The organism is Enterobacter sp. UPMP701, from assembly GCF_053709515.1.
Genome location: NZ_JBSKJN010000019.1, coordinates 12,323 through 25,675 on the forward strand (window position 1 = coordinate 12,323; position 13,353 = coordinate 25,675).

Genomic DNA, 13,353 nt, shown 5'->3' on the forward strand with positions numbered 1-13,353 from the left:
AAATGGTGGCGTCACCACCACCTCTGTTTTTACTGCAGCCCTGCGTATTACCTCCTTTCACCGTATCATACTGGGGGGACTATCCTCGGTATGTAGAACTTATGCGTGCGGCGATGAAGAAGTGTAATATGGAGAGAAGAGCATTTTTATCCTCTCCATCGATTGCGCCCTGGTTAGCACGGAATAAAGGGGAGGCGGCTGGTATTTTATTTAATCGTGCATATGATACTGCTGAATGATTTAAAGAGTATCACTCACCTCGCGCGTGGACTTTGATTTGCACTCAATCTTGCAATAAGCATACTGAATATTAGTTCAGCCCTCCGGACATATCCTTTCCTGTTCTTCATTTTATCAAAAGCAGGCTCGTAATCTTGTCCAGGGATGCTGTGCGGCTTGTTGCGCAAGGAAAAGCCTCCGGATCAGCGAGGATGAGAACGACCTGGCGTACCTGAACTGATACGTCTCCCCGCCCGGAGGCCGGCCGACCATGCCGGCCTCCTTTCTGCTTTCAGCCCCCCCGGCCCTGACGGTGACCGACAGCCACGGCCTCTCCGGCACCGTCCTGCACACCCGGGGCGTGGATAACGGCACCGCCGTCGCCCTGAACGACGCCGCCTGCTGAAGGAGGCGGACAGCCCGGATGTCGTGGCCGGCTGGCAGGGAGAGGATATACCGGCCTGGAACGGCCTGCTGGCTGACGGGGCACACACCACCCTGACCACCGCGGACGCCGCCGGGGCGGTGACGGGCACCACCGATGCGAAGGGCAACCGCCAGCGCATGGCGTACGACGTGGCGTGTGGTGTACCTGCCGGGGCTGGAGCTGCGCAGTACACGAAGCGGTAGCGCGGAAACGGAGCGCCTTCAGGTGATGACGGCGGGTGAGGCGGGGCGGGCGCAGGTGCGGGTATGAGGTAAAAACAACCCAAATGAGACAGAAAAACTGTCTCACCGGATTGACTTGTTTGGGTCTACCCATTTGGAAATAATAATTGAGGCCAAGTGAATCAGACAGAGACATTTATAAATAACAGGTATCTGTCAGACTTGATTTAGCTCATTAACCTTGATGTGACAGAGTATTTTTCAATCGCCCAAGCAACTTAGTGAAATTTGAATGTTTCTGGTCAACATGTGATAGCACCATAGCTTCAATATCAGCGTTGCTCCTTCCTTCTGAAGAAAGATGCCTGATCAGAGCGAGAGATTGTTCAGGATCATTTTTATCTACATCCATTCTCGAGAGAAAACTCGCAATTAACAACTCTGGCTTCACATGCGGAGTGGAATCCGAATCGAGAACTAAACCTGCGACTTCAAATATGTTAAAAGTTCCAATGTCGACAACTTCTTCATGTACAGGTGAATTAGAGAATAATTTTGTATCGACCTCATCCTGCTCGTCTTCATCAAAAGGGTCGATATTATGTGAAGTTTCGGTAACTATCATCTTATGTTTAATATGTAGAACCCCAGATTGCTCAGCAACAGACTCTATTCTTATCAAACTGGTGCCTACGCTTATGTGCTTATTTTCCAATAGTTTTATTTTGGTTTTATATTTACTTGTACTGATGGCTGTGCCATCACTATTTCCAATGTCAATATCAATATCTTTGGGTTCGCGATCTGCTCCGTACAACTTGGCAACTAAGCTTCCACCTAGCTTGGCATTTATCCCAAAATCGCGAAGATAATTGGTTAATGCCATACCTAGTATTGCTTTATGCTGTATTTGGGGAGACTTATTTTTCATTTGCTCTTCCAACTTCCCGAAACCTTTTAGTGAATCAGACTCTGGAGCGCACCCATCTATATCCCGCATTGTCATGGGATTATTCCTGCACATCCTGAACAGGTTCAGCCCGTCTACCGTACCCGCCGGGTCGGCGGAGAGCCAGCGTCCCGTCCAGGGCTGGTAATACCGGTACCCGTAGTAGTACAGCCCCGTTGCGTCACGCTCCTTGCCCGAGTAGCGGATGGTTTTATAATTCACTTCGGTCTGATTTCGCGCTGTCAGAACGGCTGTCCCGCCGTACGGATAATATTCCTCCATGCTGATCGTATTGCCGTCCCTGTCCAGTTCCAGACCGCTGCTGCCAGTGAGGTCATCGTAACTGTAACGCAGCTGGTCATTGCTGAGGTCAGCGGGCTTTCCCGCTGACCAGTGCAGCACCCGTACCTGCGCCCGTCCCGCCTCACCCACCGTAATCACCTGAAGGCTCTCCGTTTCTGTATTCCCTTTTTTCGTGCTGCGCAGCTCCAGCCCCGGCAGGTACACCAGACGCTGCGTCTGCACGATGCTCCCGATTTTTTGGACGCTGGCCTTCAGAATGCGCTGGCTGCCGCCGTCGTAGCGGTAGTTTTCGCCGTCATCCTGACCGCTGTCACGTACCAACGGCGTCACCTTCAGCAGCTCGTTACGCTGCGTCCAGGCCAGCGCCAGCCCCGGCTGCAGCTGTTTCTGCTGCCCGCCCGCCGTGAACAGCGCGTCCACTTCTGCCGGGGTTTCCGTCAGGGTGCTCAGCACGCCCCGGTTGCTCCGGTTGCTCACCGTGATGTTCGTGGTGTAATTATTACCTGTGGCAGGCGCGCTGTGGCGAATTTGCGTCAGGTTACCCGCGCCATCGTAGCTGTAGGTGCGGGTGTAGTTTATGTATGCGGAATCGTCTGCGGGAAGGGGGACGGTGGCTGAGGGGAGATTGCAGCCCTGTTGCCCGGCGTTTGCCATCTCGCGCCCGGTGGCGCGGACCAGCTGGTACAGGCTGTCGTAGACGTACGTGTTCTCCGGCACCACTTTCTGGTTGCGCCAGAAGCGGGTCTCTTCCGCGTCGTTACGGACGCTGAGCACGTTGCCCACCGGGTCGTACTCATAGCGCAGGTCCTGCAGCGCCCTGGCTCCTGAGGCGTGTCTGGCCGGACGTTCCGTTTTAATTCCGGTCAGGCGCTGCGTCCCGACTTCATACGTGTACGTGGTCACCACGCCGTTGCCGTGCACCTCGCGCAGCGTCTGTCCAGCGGCAGAATACGTCAGGGACCTGACGATAACTTGTTCCGTGCCGCCCTTCAGGTTCAGCCAACTGCCCGACAGCAGACCAGCCACGTCGTACGCCATCCGCTGCATATTACCCTTCGCGTCGGTGGTGGTCAGCACCTCCCCGGTGGCGTCGGCGGTAGTCAGGGTGGTAAACACCTCGTCACCCAGCAGCGCGTTCCAGGCGGTGGCATTCCCGCCCTGCCAGTCGGCCACGACGTCAGGGTTGTCCGCGTCCTTGTCCTTCAACAGGCGGCGGGTAACGGAGAGCGGCACGCTGGTCAGCGCGATGCTGTCCGTCCATACTAGCCCGGCCGTGTCGTAGTGGCTGACGCAGGCACCGGTCAGGTTCAGGCCCTGCTCTGCAGCCGAACTGCCGGCATACACGAAACGCTCCCTGATGCGGGCAGGCTCATCGTTCACCTGTTCCGTAATACATAACGGACGGCCGGGCAGGGTTGCGTCTTCATACTGCCAGGTGCGGGTCACCGCTTGGCTTTTGTCCTCCGTACCCTCACCGGCAGTGCGGATGTTGCTGACCGCGATATAGGGGCGGCCTGCGGCATCGTTCAGGTTGACAATGGTGCCGTTATCCACGCCCTGTGAACGCAGGACACTGCCGGCCAGGTCGGTCCGGTAGCTGAAGTTCGCTAGTCCGGCGTCGTGCAGGCGCGGGTCAGCGCTCTGCGTCAGAAAGCCGCGGGCATCGTACCGGTGGCGGGTAATGCGCTCAGTGGTTAACTCCGGGGTATCCGGGTGACAGTGATACGCGATATCGCGCACGGTCAGGCCGCGGTTGTCGAGGACCGTGACCATCGGGGTTTTGCTGTACAGTAATGTGTCCATGGTGTTCTCCTTTTATGTTATGCAGCCGGTCAGGCTGCAAAGAAAATCATACACCGATCAAGGTGGTTTCGCGTGGATGAGTATTTTAAGGACGGGATAGAGAAAGACCGCATGCATATAAATTCCATTTGCAGTTAACGTGGGCCGAAAATGGCGCTGATTGCGAGCCGTTACAGGTAAGTGCTAACTGCGCATCAGTTGATGCTCATCATAAGAAGCATGTATTTACAGAGGCGCAACCGGTTGGCGGACTGCGTAAATGACTTGAGGAAAAACACTCTTCGTGGTGGTTACGCCTGAATCGACGAAGCGTGTCATTGTCACCCCCGTCCGGAGGGGCTGGGGATCGTACGGGGAATGCCACGTAATTGTCGCAATTTCAAGCTCACATTAAGTGATGTTGATGCCGTATTACCTTTTCCAGCCGACAATCCACTACGCTCGGCTCACGATAACTGAAAATGAGTTTTGACCTGACGGTCTTCATTCGGTTGGTTCGCGAAGGGGAAAATTCTCTTAATTTTCATAATCTTCTTTACTATCAGAACGGTAATATTCGATAACAAGAGGGTTGTATTTAACATAAGATAGATTGCACGCACTAACTAATTGATTATATTATGATTTATTTCCAAACTGGTTATCTCCAGGGTTCATGCCGCGCCGTATCCTGAGACTGGCTTAGAATACGTATGACCGTAACCACCGAATGCGATGGCACAAAATAGATCATGTGCTGTTCCACCGGCAGCGAGCAGATATTGTCTCCCAGCTCCGCGCAATGCGTGCCGATGTCATGCATGGCCAGCACATCAAACACCGCGGAGATACGCCCGATATACGCATCCGCCTGAACAATCCCGAACTGTCGCAAGCTGTAGTCCCAGATTGCTTCCAGATCTTCTTCTGCTTTCGGTGTCAGCTCAATCTCTTTCATTTGCCACCCTGGCCCTGACATTATTCAGGAATGCATCCTTGTTCCATGGTTTCGCCTCGCCGCTGCTGATCCCTTCGGCCAGCAGATCGCGCAGTTCCTGAAGGCGCGACTCAGCCTGCTTCTCACGCAGCAGACGCAGCGCGTCACGCATGACCTCGCTCTGGGTACGGTAATCACCGGCCTTAACCAGGGAATCAATAAATTCACGCAGCTCATCACCCACGTCCACCGTCATCGTACGGGCCATAACCCCTCCGTTTCTTAATGTAAGATTTGTTCTTACATCATTATATCAGCTTACTCCCCTGCTTCCATCTCCGGGATTTTTGCAAAATAACCCCGCTGTTGGCTGAAGATCCAACTTAGCCAGAAATCGGATCTGCGCGGCGGGAAACCCTATAAAGAATATGATAACCAATAGAAACACATAAAATCATACTAGATGTGATATTTATCATAAATAATAAAATCACACCTGATATGATGTTTCTTACTCAGCATAAAATCATTCGAAGTATGATTTACCTTCTTAAATCACATAACCAGACGGAGCGTGCAGGATGGATGAGAAAGAAGTGAATTTTTCACTCAGCTATGAGCAGCTTTTTCAGGAAGCGGAAGCGCAGATTAAAAAATGCGATCTCCGCGAGGCTGGCCCTTACTACCTCCAGGAGCTGAACAAAGCCCGGGACTTCCTGGCTTTCTGGCACCGGCTGGCGCTGAAAGGGCAAACAGGAACACCAGATGCCCGTTTCTATGACCGCATAGATGCCGACTGGGAACGCCTGGACGCGCTTATCCGGAACGGGAACAACGCAGCATGACCACAGCCAACGCACGTCGTCCGTCACCGCTGCAGCGCCGGGTGCTGATTGTGCTGGCCGCCCTCGAGGCACGCCATCCCGGAACACCCGTACCGACCCGCCTCATTGAACGTCTGCTGATCGACGGGGGGCATGGTCCGGTATACGGGCCGAACCTGCGCGCCTCCTGCCGGCGCATGGAAGCCGCGGGCTGGCTGCGCACCCTGCGCGCACAAAACATGCAGCTGGCCGTGGAGCTGACGGATGCTGGCCGGAAGGTGGCCACTCCCATCCTTGCAGAAGAACAGGCCAGCCATCTGGCCGAACAGCGTGCCACGGAAGTGCGGGTTCTGCCCCTGGTCCCGCACAGCCAGGCCGGTGAGGCTGACGACCGGCCGGTGGAACTGGACGATCGCTGGCACCTGGCATGCCGGGGGGACTATGTTATCCGCCTCGACGGCACCACCTGCCTGCAGCTGTGGAACACGGCCGGGCAGCTGACGCGCCTGGCGGGCGATCCCCTGGAGGTCGCCGCCTGGCTGCAGGCCTGCCACGATGCGGGGATTGCGGTGCGGGTGCAGGTCAATGAGAGCGCCGCCCCGGAGGAGGGTGCACCGGACGCTACCGCGCCGGCGGACATGACCGGCACCTGGTACCGCCAGCTGGACACCGCGCTGCAGGCGCTGGGTATCACCGGGCTGACTGAGGATATTCGCCTTGCCGTGGTCAGTCCTGAAGCGTCCCTGCGGGCGCTGCCGGCACCGGCGCGCCTGCTGCACGTTCTGCGCGACAGTCCGGAGGCGTTCCCGCTCACGGCTGCCGGCTATGAGGATGACACTGAAGCCGCGCTGGCTGACCTGCTGACCCGCGCGGGGTACACGGGCGACCAGGCGCAGGAGCTGCAGTGGCACCGCATCAGCTGGCCGCTGATGAGTCAGGAAGACGCTGACCGGCGCGAGCTGAATAGCCTGCTGGATGAACTTGAACAGCGACAACTGTACTGCAACCGCGAGCAGCTGACGGAGATTGTGTTTTCACCGGTCCGCAAACCCGGCGAGCGCTGGACTGACCGTCTGCAGTGGCTCCTGATGATGGACGGATTCGGGTTCCGGAGTCCGCTGTCCCGTGACGCAGGCTCCCGGGCGCTGACGCTCCTGGGCGGCTATACGGGACAGGAGGCGGCGGAACATCTGGCCACGGTGATCATCTGGAACGACGACAGCGCGGGGACGCCGTCATGAGCACGGGCAACGTCCATTTGATTGTGACCTGCACGCGCCGCAAAACCGTGCCTGCAGGTGATTCGATCTTTCCGGATGAACGTGATGTGGAGAGAGCTTACGGGCTCTGGCTGGAAAGACTGGCGCAGGCCCGTCGCGGATCGCCCCCATGACCGCCGGCGAGCTGTATACGGGCCAGCACTGGTGCAGGGCAGCTGCAGCTGCGGCGCGAAACGGTGCCGAAATGTGGATTTTATCCGCAGGCCTGGGGCTACTACATGCCTCTGATCCCGTGGTCCCGTATGAAGCGACGTTCTCCACGATGCCGTTCTGCCATCGCACTCACTGGGAACGGCTGACAACGCGTCCACCTTCGGAACGACGGTGTACCTCCCTGAAGACGCTGATGCAGGCAAGGCCTGACGATCGGTTTGTGGTCGCGGCCTCCCCGCTTTATCTGCGTGCCGTTGAGTCAGACCTGCTCGCCGGCAGGAAAGCCCTCTGCAATCCGGAACAACTGGCAGTGGTCACGTCAAAAGGCTATCAGGGAAGCCTGAAGGACAATGTCAGGTATTCGAGTGCAGACATGATGAAGGCCCTCAATACCAATATGACAGGCCTCAATATCAGTTATGCCCTGCAGCTCATTGGTTGAGTGGATCTGCACACCAGAAAAGCAGTTCAGGGAAGTTTCTTCAAAAGCCGCTTTCGCGGCTCTGCCTGTTACTGGGTTTTACGCCGAAACTCCAGATACCCGTCATGGGTGATCTGTATAAAACGGAATTATTTCCCCGCGTTTGCCAACAATTTGTCCATGTTCGTTGAGTTTTACATCATCAACCAAACCGCGCCTGATGTAGTCAAGCGATCGGGCGTGCCCGTATCTGGCCATTGTTAAAGTGCAATATTCGCGCCCGCGATACGCCAGCGCTCTATTGATTTTAACCAAGGCAGCCTGCGCTTCCTTTCCCTGCGCCGCTCCTCGGTTACATTCACCCTCATAAACTTTTACCGCTTCTGCAATTTCCCTCTCTGATACGTGATCAGCCATTTTAAACTCCGTTTCGGTTGGATAATGACAATATCGATGGCGAGAAAATAACGCTTTTTCCGTTATTTTCCCAGGCTATTAGTGCTTCAAATCCACTCCATAGCCCCTGGGCCGCAGCCTGGTTGAAGCCCCATCGGAAATTTTGGATTTTTTGCTTAATGCTCGTAAGCAAAGCCGCTTTCGCGGCTCTACCTGTAACTGAACAGTTCTACGGCGCGTCAATTGCCAGGCGGTACATTTCTTCCAGTGCAAGCGGACACCGGAGCGTCAGCGTCTGTTGATCGAAAGCCTCCGTTCCCAGCAGTACATACCAGAATTCATAAAGCATTCTGGTTATTAACGTACCACGCCGGCGGTAGTTCTCTCTGGCCAGTTCTGTGGCGGTAACGAGTTCGTTCAGCGTTATCTGATAATTCATCATAGAAACCTCCAGTGGCCCAGGGGCGTCCTGAACCTTGTGTACCCGATGCTTGAGTCACGACGCCAGACTGGCAACAAGAAAGATGAAATGTCTCAGTACAGACATACGCTGGCCCAGACACTCTGGTATGTATCTTCAGATAAATTTAAGTCCCGTAATGGGACAAAAAACTTGAAGCAGTCCTAAAATGGGACTATCATCACGACATGAAGATAATCGCTATCAAGACACTGAGGGATTTCTGGACGGCGAATCCCGATGCAGAGCAGCCGCTAAAAGCCTGGGTAGATGAAGCCAGTAAAGCTGAATGGAAAACCCCGGCAGAAATCAAAGAACAATACCGCAGTGCCAGTATTCTGAAAAACAGGCGAGTGGTTTTTAATATTAAGGGAAATGACTACCGGTTAATTGTTGCGATTGCATACCAGCGAGGATGGATGTTTATCAAATTCATTGGTACGCATAAAGAATATGACAAAATAGATGCTGAAACTGTCAGCCTGGAGTAAACCCTATGCAGATTAAACCTATTAAAACTGAACAGGACTATGAAGCAGCGTTACGCGCCGTGGAGCCTATGTTTGATAATGAACCTCCTGCCGATACCCCGGAGGGAGACTTTTTTGAAATCATGTGCGTGTTGATTAATGAATACGAAAACAAACACTTTCCTATCGAAGCCCCGGACCCGATTGAAGCTATTAAGTTCAGGATGGAACAGCAGGGGCTGACGGTAAAAGATCTTGAGCCGGCAATTGGAAAATCTAACCGGGTCTATGAAGTGCTTAACCGCAAACGTAATCTGACACTGCCCATGATCCGGAAATTACATTCAATGTTTGGCATTCCTTTAAAAAGCCTCGTTGGAGGATAAGCCGAGTTGAAATTTACATGCTTAATAACCGCAATGTATACAACCTGGGATAATGAATAATGAAACGGAAGTTCTGCTCGCTGGTCCTGTTCGTTGTGGCGTTTTCGACCAGTGCAGATATCAGCGGCCGGATTGTGCGCGTGCTGGACGGGGATACCGTTGAGATACTTGAGCCAGGAAACCGACTGACGCGCGTTCGCCTGGCTGGCATCGATGCGCCGGAAAAGAGTCAGCCCTTTGGCCAGCGTTCCCGTCAGGAACTGTCATCGATGGTGGCTCAGCGGCCCGTAACCGTCACGGGAAGTGAAACGGATCGCTATGGACGCCTGCTGGGTACCATATGGCTTGGTATGACGGATGTGAATGCCGAACAGGTACGTAAAGGTCTGGCCTGGGCATACCGTTACCACGGAAAACCCGTCCGGCCAGACTACGCTGTTCTGGAGGCCGAAGCCCGCCGTCAGTCAGCTGGACTCTGGTCAAAACCGGGTCAGACAGAGCCCTGGCGCTGGCGTAGTCTGCATCAGGATGAGCAAAAAACGAATAAAAATTAAGGAGATTATTGTATGACTTTCAAATTAACCGAAAGCAAACTGGAAATTCTTGTCGATACGTTAAATGCCATTATATGCGGTGAAGTAAATATTACGCGTGAGCAGCGCGAAAATATGGTCAGGACGGTTGCAACCCTGGGTGGGTTAACAGAACGGCAGCGCCTCATCACAGCTGAAAAAGAAGCCAGAAAGCAGGTAGAAGAAGAAAAGGAAAAAAAACCACGCCTTCCGGATGAAGTGTTTCCGCGTTCCGGAAAACCGTGGGCACCGGAGGACCTGGACCTTATTCATTCGATTATTTCAGATATTCCGGATGACAGAATCGATGATCATATACTCTGGCTGTCGAAGAAACTTCAGCGCACCCCTTATGCCATCACCCTGAAGATTGTCAGTGAAGGCCGTATGAACGAGGAATGGGCTAAAGGGTGGAAGCCCGCCGCAAAATCTATTCGTGAAGATTTTGCTCTGGTCAGGGCAAAGGCATCAGCAAGTAATGCAAATAATTAATAAACTATCGTCAGTCATTTAAAATTGTCAATAATGTGACATGGTTTATGGTGCTAATATAAAAATTTAATAGGAATTTACCCACTGCACTAAATATAATATTCACACGGCCGATAATAAGAAAGTAAGAAAGGGGGCGGTGTGAACGATTTTCATATTTAAAGTATTTGTATTCATAATAAGGATGTGGCGGGCGCAATGCGTGTGCTGCGTGATAAATCAGAATTTGCGGTGCGCAAGATTCTGGAGAAACTTAAGGTCAGGGTCACAACGCAAACCGGCAGGGCATTCTGGCATTATGTTCAGGGCTGGCTGTTAACCGCGTGTCGCCAGGGGAATATACAACATGAATCATTCAGTACCCAACGTTCTTCCCAGTATCCGGAACGCGTGCCAGCTCAGTCCCGCTGCTCTCGATACGGTCAAGCTCCTCGCACTTCTGGCCATGATTATCGACCACACCAATACGGTGTTTCTGTCGCCAGCCTGGCCGATGATGTATGCGCTTGGCCGGATGGCCTTCCCCCTGTTCACGCTTATATGGGCGATGAACGTACAGCGCACACCGGAACGACTTCAGAAGAGAGCCAATCGGTTGTGGATCTGGGCAATCATTACGCAGCCGGTGTTCAGCCAGGCCTTCCTGCATCACCAGCCCTGGTGGGCCCTGAACATTCTGTTCGTGTTTGCCGGCGTCACGCAGCTGCTTGCCCTGCAGTACCGGCACGGCCGGAAAGGAATGCTTGCGGGATATCTGATCCTGGCCCTAATGATTTGGCCACTGGAGCCGGCAAGCTACGGGCTGGCAGGAATTACGCTGGCCATCAGTATGGCAACCTTATCAGGCAATGGCATGCCCGGAGTGAAGCGAATGGCGGTCGCTGGCGTCGTGCTGTCACTGATTTGTTTAAACGGGTTGTCGCATATCCTGAACCTGCCCGCAGAAACATTATTACTGGCCACGCTGCCTACTCTGGTATTCCCCCTGGTGGTGGTTTCTTTCTGCAGGGAAATCTGTCCGGAAGGCCGCCAGCGTTTCATGCCGCGTAATTTCTTTTACTATGCTTACGCCGGTCACCTGGGGATTATTGGTCTGATACAGTATACTTTCGCCTGATTAGGGAGGACGAGATGGATATCAGTGAGAAAGAGCTGCTTGAGGCAGGTTTCAGCAAGAGCGAAGTGGACAATTTACAGGGCCGGCTTGCAGCAGGCGGAGGTACCATGCAGCATCTCATCGATGCGCTCTCACGGCGCTTCCGTGTGTCGGTATGGATCACGGTCGCGCTGATTCTGGTAATGCTGGTCACCCTTATTGCCGGTAGCCGGACACACATTCTTTCCGGGGGCATGAGCTCCCTTGTTGTCCTGATCATCGCCTGGGTGACCTTCCCACCTGCGCTGGGCTGGAAAGCATTCCGCCTGCAGAAGACTATTTCCCGGAAGGCTCAATAGTCAGTAAATCAAGCGCCACTTTGGCTTTAACCCCCCATCCCGCAATTTTAAGCGCCATTGCGGGACGTGGTGTACCTGATACTTTCCTGAAGAAATCGGGCCTGGTCCAGTACCACAGCCGTTGTGCTTCGGGTTTCAGCCGCAGACCATACGCGCCGTAGACCTCACTGAAGAGTGTGACCGCCTTATAGGTCCCCAGACCCTGCTGTCGGCTGAAGCCCAGAAATTCAGCGATCTCCATCGAGCCGTCAGCGAAAATACCTTCCGTCTGCTTATCGCCGAGGAGGTTGTGCGCGGCTTCCCGTGAAATCGTGTTGAATCCATTTACGACAATCACCGCGCCGGCCACCACGCCCACCGGCGTCATCGAAGACATCATGACGATCCCACCGAAGATAGCCGCACCGGCCACCACGACGTCGACCACTGAAATGATGTAGCCCACAATTTTGTTCTCGTCCCGGACAACCTTCACCTCGGCATAGAGTTTTGCATAGCCGGTTTTGAGCGAACGGGACTGTTCAAGCAGACTGGTGTTCTCTGCGCGCAATGCCTGCAGGCAGGCCATACAGTCATCATCCGTTTTTGCCCGGCGTGCGGCCTCAAACTGGGCCATGATGAATGCTCTGATCTCATCAACAAACTGAATCCGGATAAAACCATCCTGGAGATGCATAGCCGCCACCGTGTTGGCCGTGTTAACCAGTTTCCTGGCCTCCAGGTTGATCATGGTTTCCGCCCAGGCACGGGGGTTCTGGCCGGGTAAAAGCAACGTGTCCATTTTATCGCCTCGCTTATCTGTTTCTGAAAGCATATTCCCGAAACGATTTTTGACAACAAAAAATGGGCACGCAGTCCTGCAGAACTCCCTGATGCCGCATCGCGGCATGGAGGCGCCAGCTGAGGCCAGACAGGGCGAGAATGTTGATGGGCGCCGTGACCGGCGTAAGCCGCTGCGGTTTGAAAGGTTCTGCCAATCCCATCCCTTACCCTGCAAAGCCATATCCGTTAACCGCCACGCATGATTGTGATGTGCGCGGTCGGAGTGAGCCCGTCGAGGCCAGAGGCCGCTGACGGGCTGTATCTCCGCGTTAGCGCCGTGAGGCGCTTACGAGCGTGTACAGTGAGCTTACCGCGACTCAAACTGCAGCGGCTCTGATTTCTAGTTACAACATCCCTCTTAAAGCGAGGGTGTTCCGGCCCTTCGGGCCGGGGCGGCGTCGGTTTAGCAGGGGTCAGGTAAGTATGCGGTGCCGGGTTCTGGCCAGAAAGGGGCCCGGCGCTTGCGACGGGAGGTACTTTTGATTTTATTCTGAGCGCGCGGCCGTGAGGCCGCTGCATGCGAAGGCATTTTTCGTTATCCACAGAGTGGCCGAAGACAAAGATCTACTCTGGAATGGAATGAACAGAGAGATAAAAAAGGTGAAGTAAGACTGTTTTGCGGAATGTCTTTTATTCATTTCCGGGTTACTTCACTTATTCGTTTGCGGATTTCTGTGTAAAAAAAAGAGACAGTGGCCACTGCGGGCCATCACGACACGCAGAACGCCATGGTGAACGGAAAGAGAAAGGAGTGAAGAGTGAAAAATGAGCAGAATGGCCGAAAAAAACCAGCACGAAAAGCCCCGGTGAGGGGCCTGTAAAC

Annotated in this window: 18 protein-coding genes and 1 pseudogene; 13 read left to right on the top strand and 6 right to left on the bottom strand. The window is 54.0% G+C overall.

The features are described 5' to 3' along the window. Positions 1–2: 2 nt before the first annotated feature. From ACWKXT_RS22680 to ACWKXT_RS22695, 4 genes and pseudogenes are all read left to right on the top strand, one after another. Complete coding sequence (locus ACWKXT_RS22680) at positions 3–239, top strand: hypothetical protein (protein WP_454533265.1); 237 nt, start codon at positions 3–5, stop codon at positions 237–239. A gap of 251 nt (positions 240–490) precedes the next feature. After that, positions 491–625 carry a hypothetical protein gene (locus tag ACWKXT_RS22685; protein WP_454533194.1) on the top strand — a complete coding sequence of 45 codons (135 nt, stop codon included), beginning with the start codon at positions 491–493 and terminating at the stop codon, positions 623–625. Continuing rightward, positions 619–801: pseudogene (locus ACWKXT_RS22690) on the top strand (hypothetical protein); the annotation flags it as partial. The gene ACWKXT_RS22685 and the pseudogene ACWKXT_RS22690, both read left to right, overlap by 7 nt. Next, entirely contained in the window at positions 761–916 is a 156-nt protein-coding gene (locus ACWKXT_RS22695; protein ID WP_454533195.1) for a hypothetical protein, read from the top strand. The pseudogene ACWKXT_RS22690 and the gene ACWKXT_RS22695, both read left to right, overlap by 41 nt. Before the next feature lie 147 nt (positions 917–1,063). Here the strand turns inward: ACWKXT_RS22695 and ACWKXT_RS22700 are convergent, their stop codons facing one another. The 3 genes from ACWKXT_RS22700 to ACWKXT_RS22710 form a co-directional block, all read right to left on the bottom strand. Beyond that, positions 1,064–3,883: an RHS repeat-associated core domain-containing protein gene (locus ACWKXT_RS22700; protein ID WP_454533196.1), complete on the bottom strand. Its 2,820-nt coding sequence runs from the start codon at positions 3,881–3,883 to the stop codon at positions 1,064–1,066. A 640-nt stretch (positions 3,884–4,523) separates the two neighbouring features. Next, on the bottom strand, positions 4,524–4,820 hold the full coding sequence (locus ACWKXT_RS22705) for a type II toxin-antitoxin system RelE/ParE family toxin (RefSeq protein WP_454533197.1): 297 nt from the start codon (positions 4,818–4,820) through the stop codon (positions 4,524–4,526). Then, positions 4,807–5,067 carry a type II toxin-antitoxin system ParD family antitoxin gene (locus ACWKXT_RS22710; protein ID WP_015572037.1) on the bottom strand — a complete coding sequence of 87 codons (261 nt, stop codon included), beginning with the start codon at positions 5,065–5,067 and terminating at the stop codon, positions 4,807–4,809. The genes ACWKXT_RS22705 and ACWKXT_RS22710 overlap by 14 nt, the downstream gene beginning before the upstream one ends. A 313-nt stretch (positions 5,068–5,380) precedes the next feature. Between ACWKXT_RS22710 and ACWKXT_RS22715 the strand changes: the two genes are divergently transcribed. From ACWKXT_RS22715 to ACWKXT_RS22725, 3 genes are all read left to right on the top strand, one after another. After that, on the top strand, positions 5,381–5,644 hold the full coding sequence (locus tag ACWKXT_RS22715; RefSeq protein ID WP_454533198.1) for a hypothetical protein: 264 nt from the start codon (positions 5,381–5,383) through the stop codon (positions 5,642–5,644). 257 nt (positions 5,645–5,901) lie between these two features. Then, positions 5,902–6,864: a hypothetical protein gene (locus ACWKXT_RS22720; RefSeq protein ID WP_454533199.1), complete on the top strand. Its 963-nt coding sequence runs from the start codon at positions 5,902–5,904 to the stop codon at positions 6,862–6,864. Between the two features lie 148 nt (positions 6,865–7,012). Next, positions 7,013–7,498, top strand: coding sequence for a DUF6884 domain-containing protein (locus ACWKXT_RS22725; RefSeq protein ID WP_454533200.1), 486 nt, complete (start codon positions 7,013–7,015; stop codon positions 7,496–7,498). A 102-nt stretch (positions 7,499–7,600) separates the two neighbouring features. Here ACWKXT_RS22725 and ACWKXT_RS22730 read toward each other — a convergent pair whose 3' ends face one another. Both ACWKXT_RS22730 and ACWKXT_RS22735 read right to left on the bottom strand, forming a co-directional pair. After that, positions 7,601–7,894 carry a hypothetical protein gene (locus tag ACWKXT_RS22730; protein WP_454533201.1) on the bottom strand — a complete coding sequence of 98 codons (294 nt, stop codon included), beginning with the start codon at positions 7,892–7,894 and terminating at the stop codon, positions 7,601–7,603. Between the two features lie 208 nt (positions 7,895–8,102). Then, positions 8,103–8,315: a hypothetical protein gene (locus ACWKXT_RS22735; protein WP_454533202.1), complete on the bottom strand. Its 213-nt coding sequence runs from the start codon at positions 8,313–8,315 to the stop codon at positions 8,103–8,105. A gap of 206 nt (positions 8,316–8,521) precedes the next feature. On the opposite strand from ACWKXT_RS22735, the gene ACWKXT_RS22740 reads away from it, so the two are divergent. The 6 genes from ACWKXT_RS22740 to ACWKXT_RS22765 all read left to right on the top strand — a co-directional run bounded on the left by ACWKXT_RS22740 (position 8,522) and on the right by ACWKXT_RS22765 (position 11,708). After that, on the top strand, positions 8,522–8,824 hold the full coding sequence (locus ACWKXT_RS22740; protein ID WP_029403837.1) for a type II toxin-antitoxin system HigB family toxin: 303 nt from the start codon (positions 8,522–8,524) through the stop codon (positions 8,822–8,824). A gap of 5 nt (positions 8,825–8,829) precedes the next feature. Beyond that, complete coding sequence (locus ACWKXT_RS22745) at positions 8,830–9,189, top strand: helix-turn-helix domain-containing protein (protein ID WP_029403836.1); 360 nt, start codon at positions 8,830–8,832, stop codon at positions 9,187–9,189. A 59-nt stretch (positions 9,190–9,248) separates the two neighbouring features. Then, complete coding sequence (locus ACWKXT_RS22750) at positions 9,249–9,743, top strand: thermonuclease family protein (protein WP_454533203.1); 495 nt, start codon at positions 9,249–9,251, stop codon at positions 9,741–9,743. 12 nt (positions 9,744–9,755) lie between these two features. Further along, positions 9,756–10,253 carry a hypothetical protein gene (locus tag ACWKXT_RS22755; RefSeq protein ID WP_454533204.1) on the top strand — a complete coding sequence of 166 codons (498 nt, stop codon included), beginning with the start codon at positions 9,756–9,758 and terminating at the stop codon, positions 10,251–10,253. A 346-nt stretch (positions 10,254–10,599) separates the two neighbouring features. Next, positions 10,600–11,370 (top strand): TraX family protein, encoded by a 771-nt coding sequence (locus ACWKXT_RS22760; RefSeq protein WP_454533205.1) that lies wholly within the window; start codon positions 10,600–10,602, stop codon positions 11,368–11,370. A gap of 14 nt (positions 11,371–11,384) precedes the next feature. Next, positions 11,385–11,708 carry a hypothetical protein gene (locus ACWKXT_RS22765; protein WP_454533206.1) on the top strand — a complete coding sequence of 108 codons (324 nt, stop codon included), beginning with the start codon at positions 11,385–11,387 and terminating at the stop codon, positions 11,706–11,708. Here the strand turns inward: ACWKXT_RS22765 and ACWKXT_RS22770 are convergent. Further along, positions 11,686–12,489, bottom strand: coding sequence for a DUF4225 domain-containing protein (locus ACWKXT_RS22770; protein ID WP_454533207.1), 804 nt, complete (start codon positions 12,487–12,489; stop codon positions 11,686–11,688). The genes ACWKXT_RS22765 and ACWKXT_RS22770 overlap by 23 nt on opposite strands. Positions 12,490–13,353: the final 864 nt, after the last annotated feature.

Coding starts and splice junctions, on each gene's coding strand:
- ACWKXT_RS22715 (WP_454533198.1), top strand. CDS start 5,381: ATGGATGAGAAAGAAGTGAATTTTTCACTCAGCTATGAGCAGCTTTTT.
- ACWKXT_RS22685 (WP_454533194.1), top strand. CDS start 491: ATGCCGGCCTCCTTTCTGCTTTCAGCCCCCCCGGCCCTGACGGTGACC.
- ACWKXT_RS22750 (WP_454533203.1), top strand. CDS start 9,249: ATGAAACGGAAGTTCTGCTCGCTGGTCCTGTTCGTTGTGGCGTTTTCG.
- ACWKXT_RS22705 (WP_454533197.1), bottom strand. CDS start 4,820: ATGAAAGAGATTGAGCTGACACCGAAAGCAGAAGAAGATCTGGAAGCA.
- ACWKXT_RS22760 (WP_454533205.1), top strand. CDS start 10,600: ATGAATCATTCAGTACCCAACGTTCTTCCCAGTATCCGGAACGCGTGC.
- ACWKXT_RS22740 (WP_029403837.1), top strand. CDS start 8,522: ATGAAGATAATCGCTATCAAGACACTGAGGGATTTCTGGACGGCGAAT.
- ACWKXT_RS22695 (WP_454533195.1), top strand. CDS start 761: ATGCGAAGGGCAACCGCCAGCGCATGGCGTACGACGTGGCGTGTGGTG.
- ACWKXT_RS22680 (WP_454533265.1), top strand. CDS start 3: ATGGTGGCGTCACCACCACCTCTGTTTTTACTGCAGCCCTGCGTATTA.
- ACWKXT_RS22725 (WP_454533200.1), top strand. CDS start 7,013: ATGACCGCCGGCGAGCTGTATACGGGCCAGCACTGGTGCAGGGCAGCT.
- ACWKXT_RS22745 (WP_029403836.1), top strand. CDS start 8,830: ATGCAGATTAAACCTATTAAAACTGAACAGGACTATGAAGCAGCGTTA.
- ACWKXT_RS22765 (WP_454533206.1), top strand. CDS start 11,385: ATGGATATCAGTGAGAAAGAGCTGCTTGAGGCAGGTTTCAGCAAGAGC.
- ACWKXT_RS22770 (WP_454533207.1), bottom strand. CDS start 12,489: ATGGACACGTTGCTTTTACCCGGCCAGAACCCCCGTGCCTGGGCGGAA.
- ACWKXT_RS22700 (WP_454533196.1), bottom strand. CDS start 3,883: ATGGACACATTACTGTACAGCAAAACCCCGATGGTCACGGTCCTCGAC.
- ACWKXT_RS22755 (WP_454533204.1), top strand. CDS start 9,756: ATGACTTTCAAATTAACCGAAAGCAAACTGGAAATTCTTGTCGATACG.
- ACWKXT_RS22730 (WP_454533201.1), bottom strand. CDS start 7,894: ATGGCTGATCACGTATCAGAGAGGGAAATTGCAGAAGCGGTAAAAGTT.
- ACWKXT_RS22710 (WP_015572037.1), bottom strand. CDS start 5,067: ATGGCCCGTACGATGACGGTGGACGTGGGTGATGAGCTGCGTGAATTT.
- ACWKXT_RS22735 (WP_454533202.1), bottom strand. CDS start 8,315: ATGATGAATTATCAGATAACGCTGAACGAACTCGTTACCGCCACAGAA.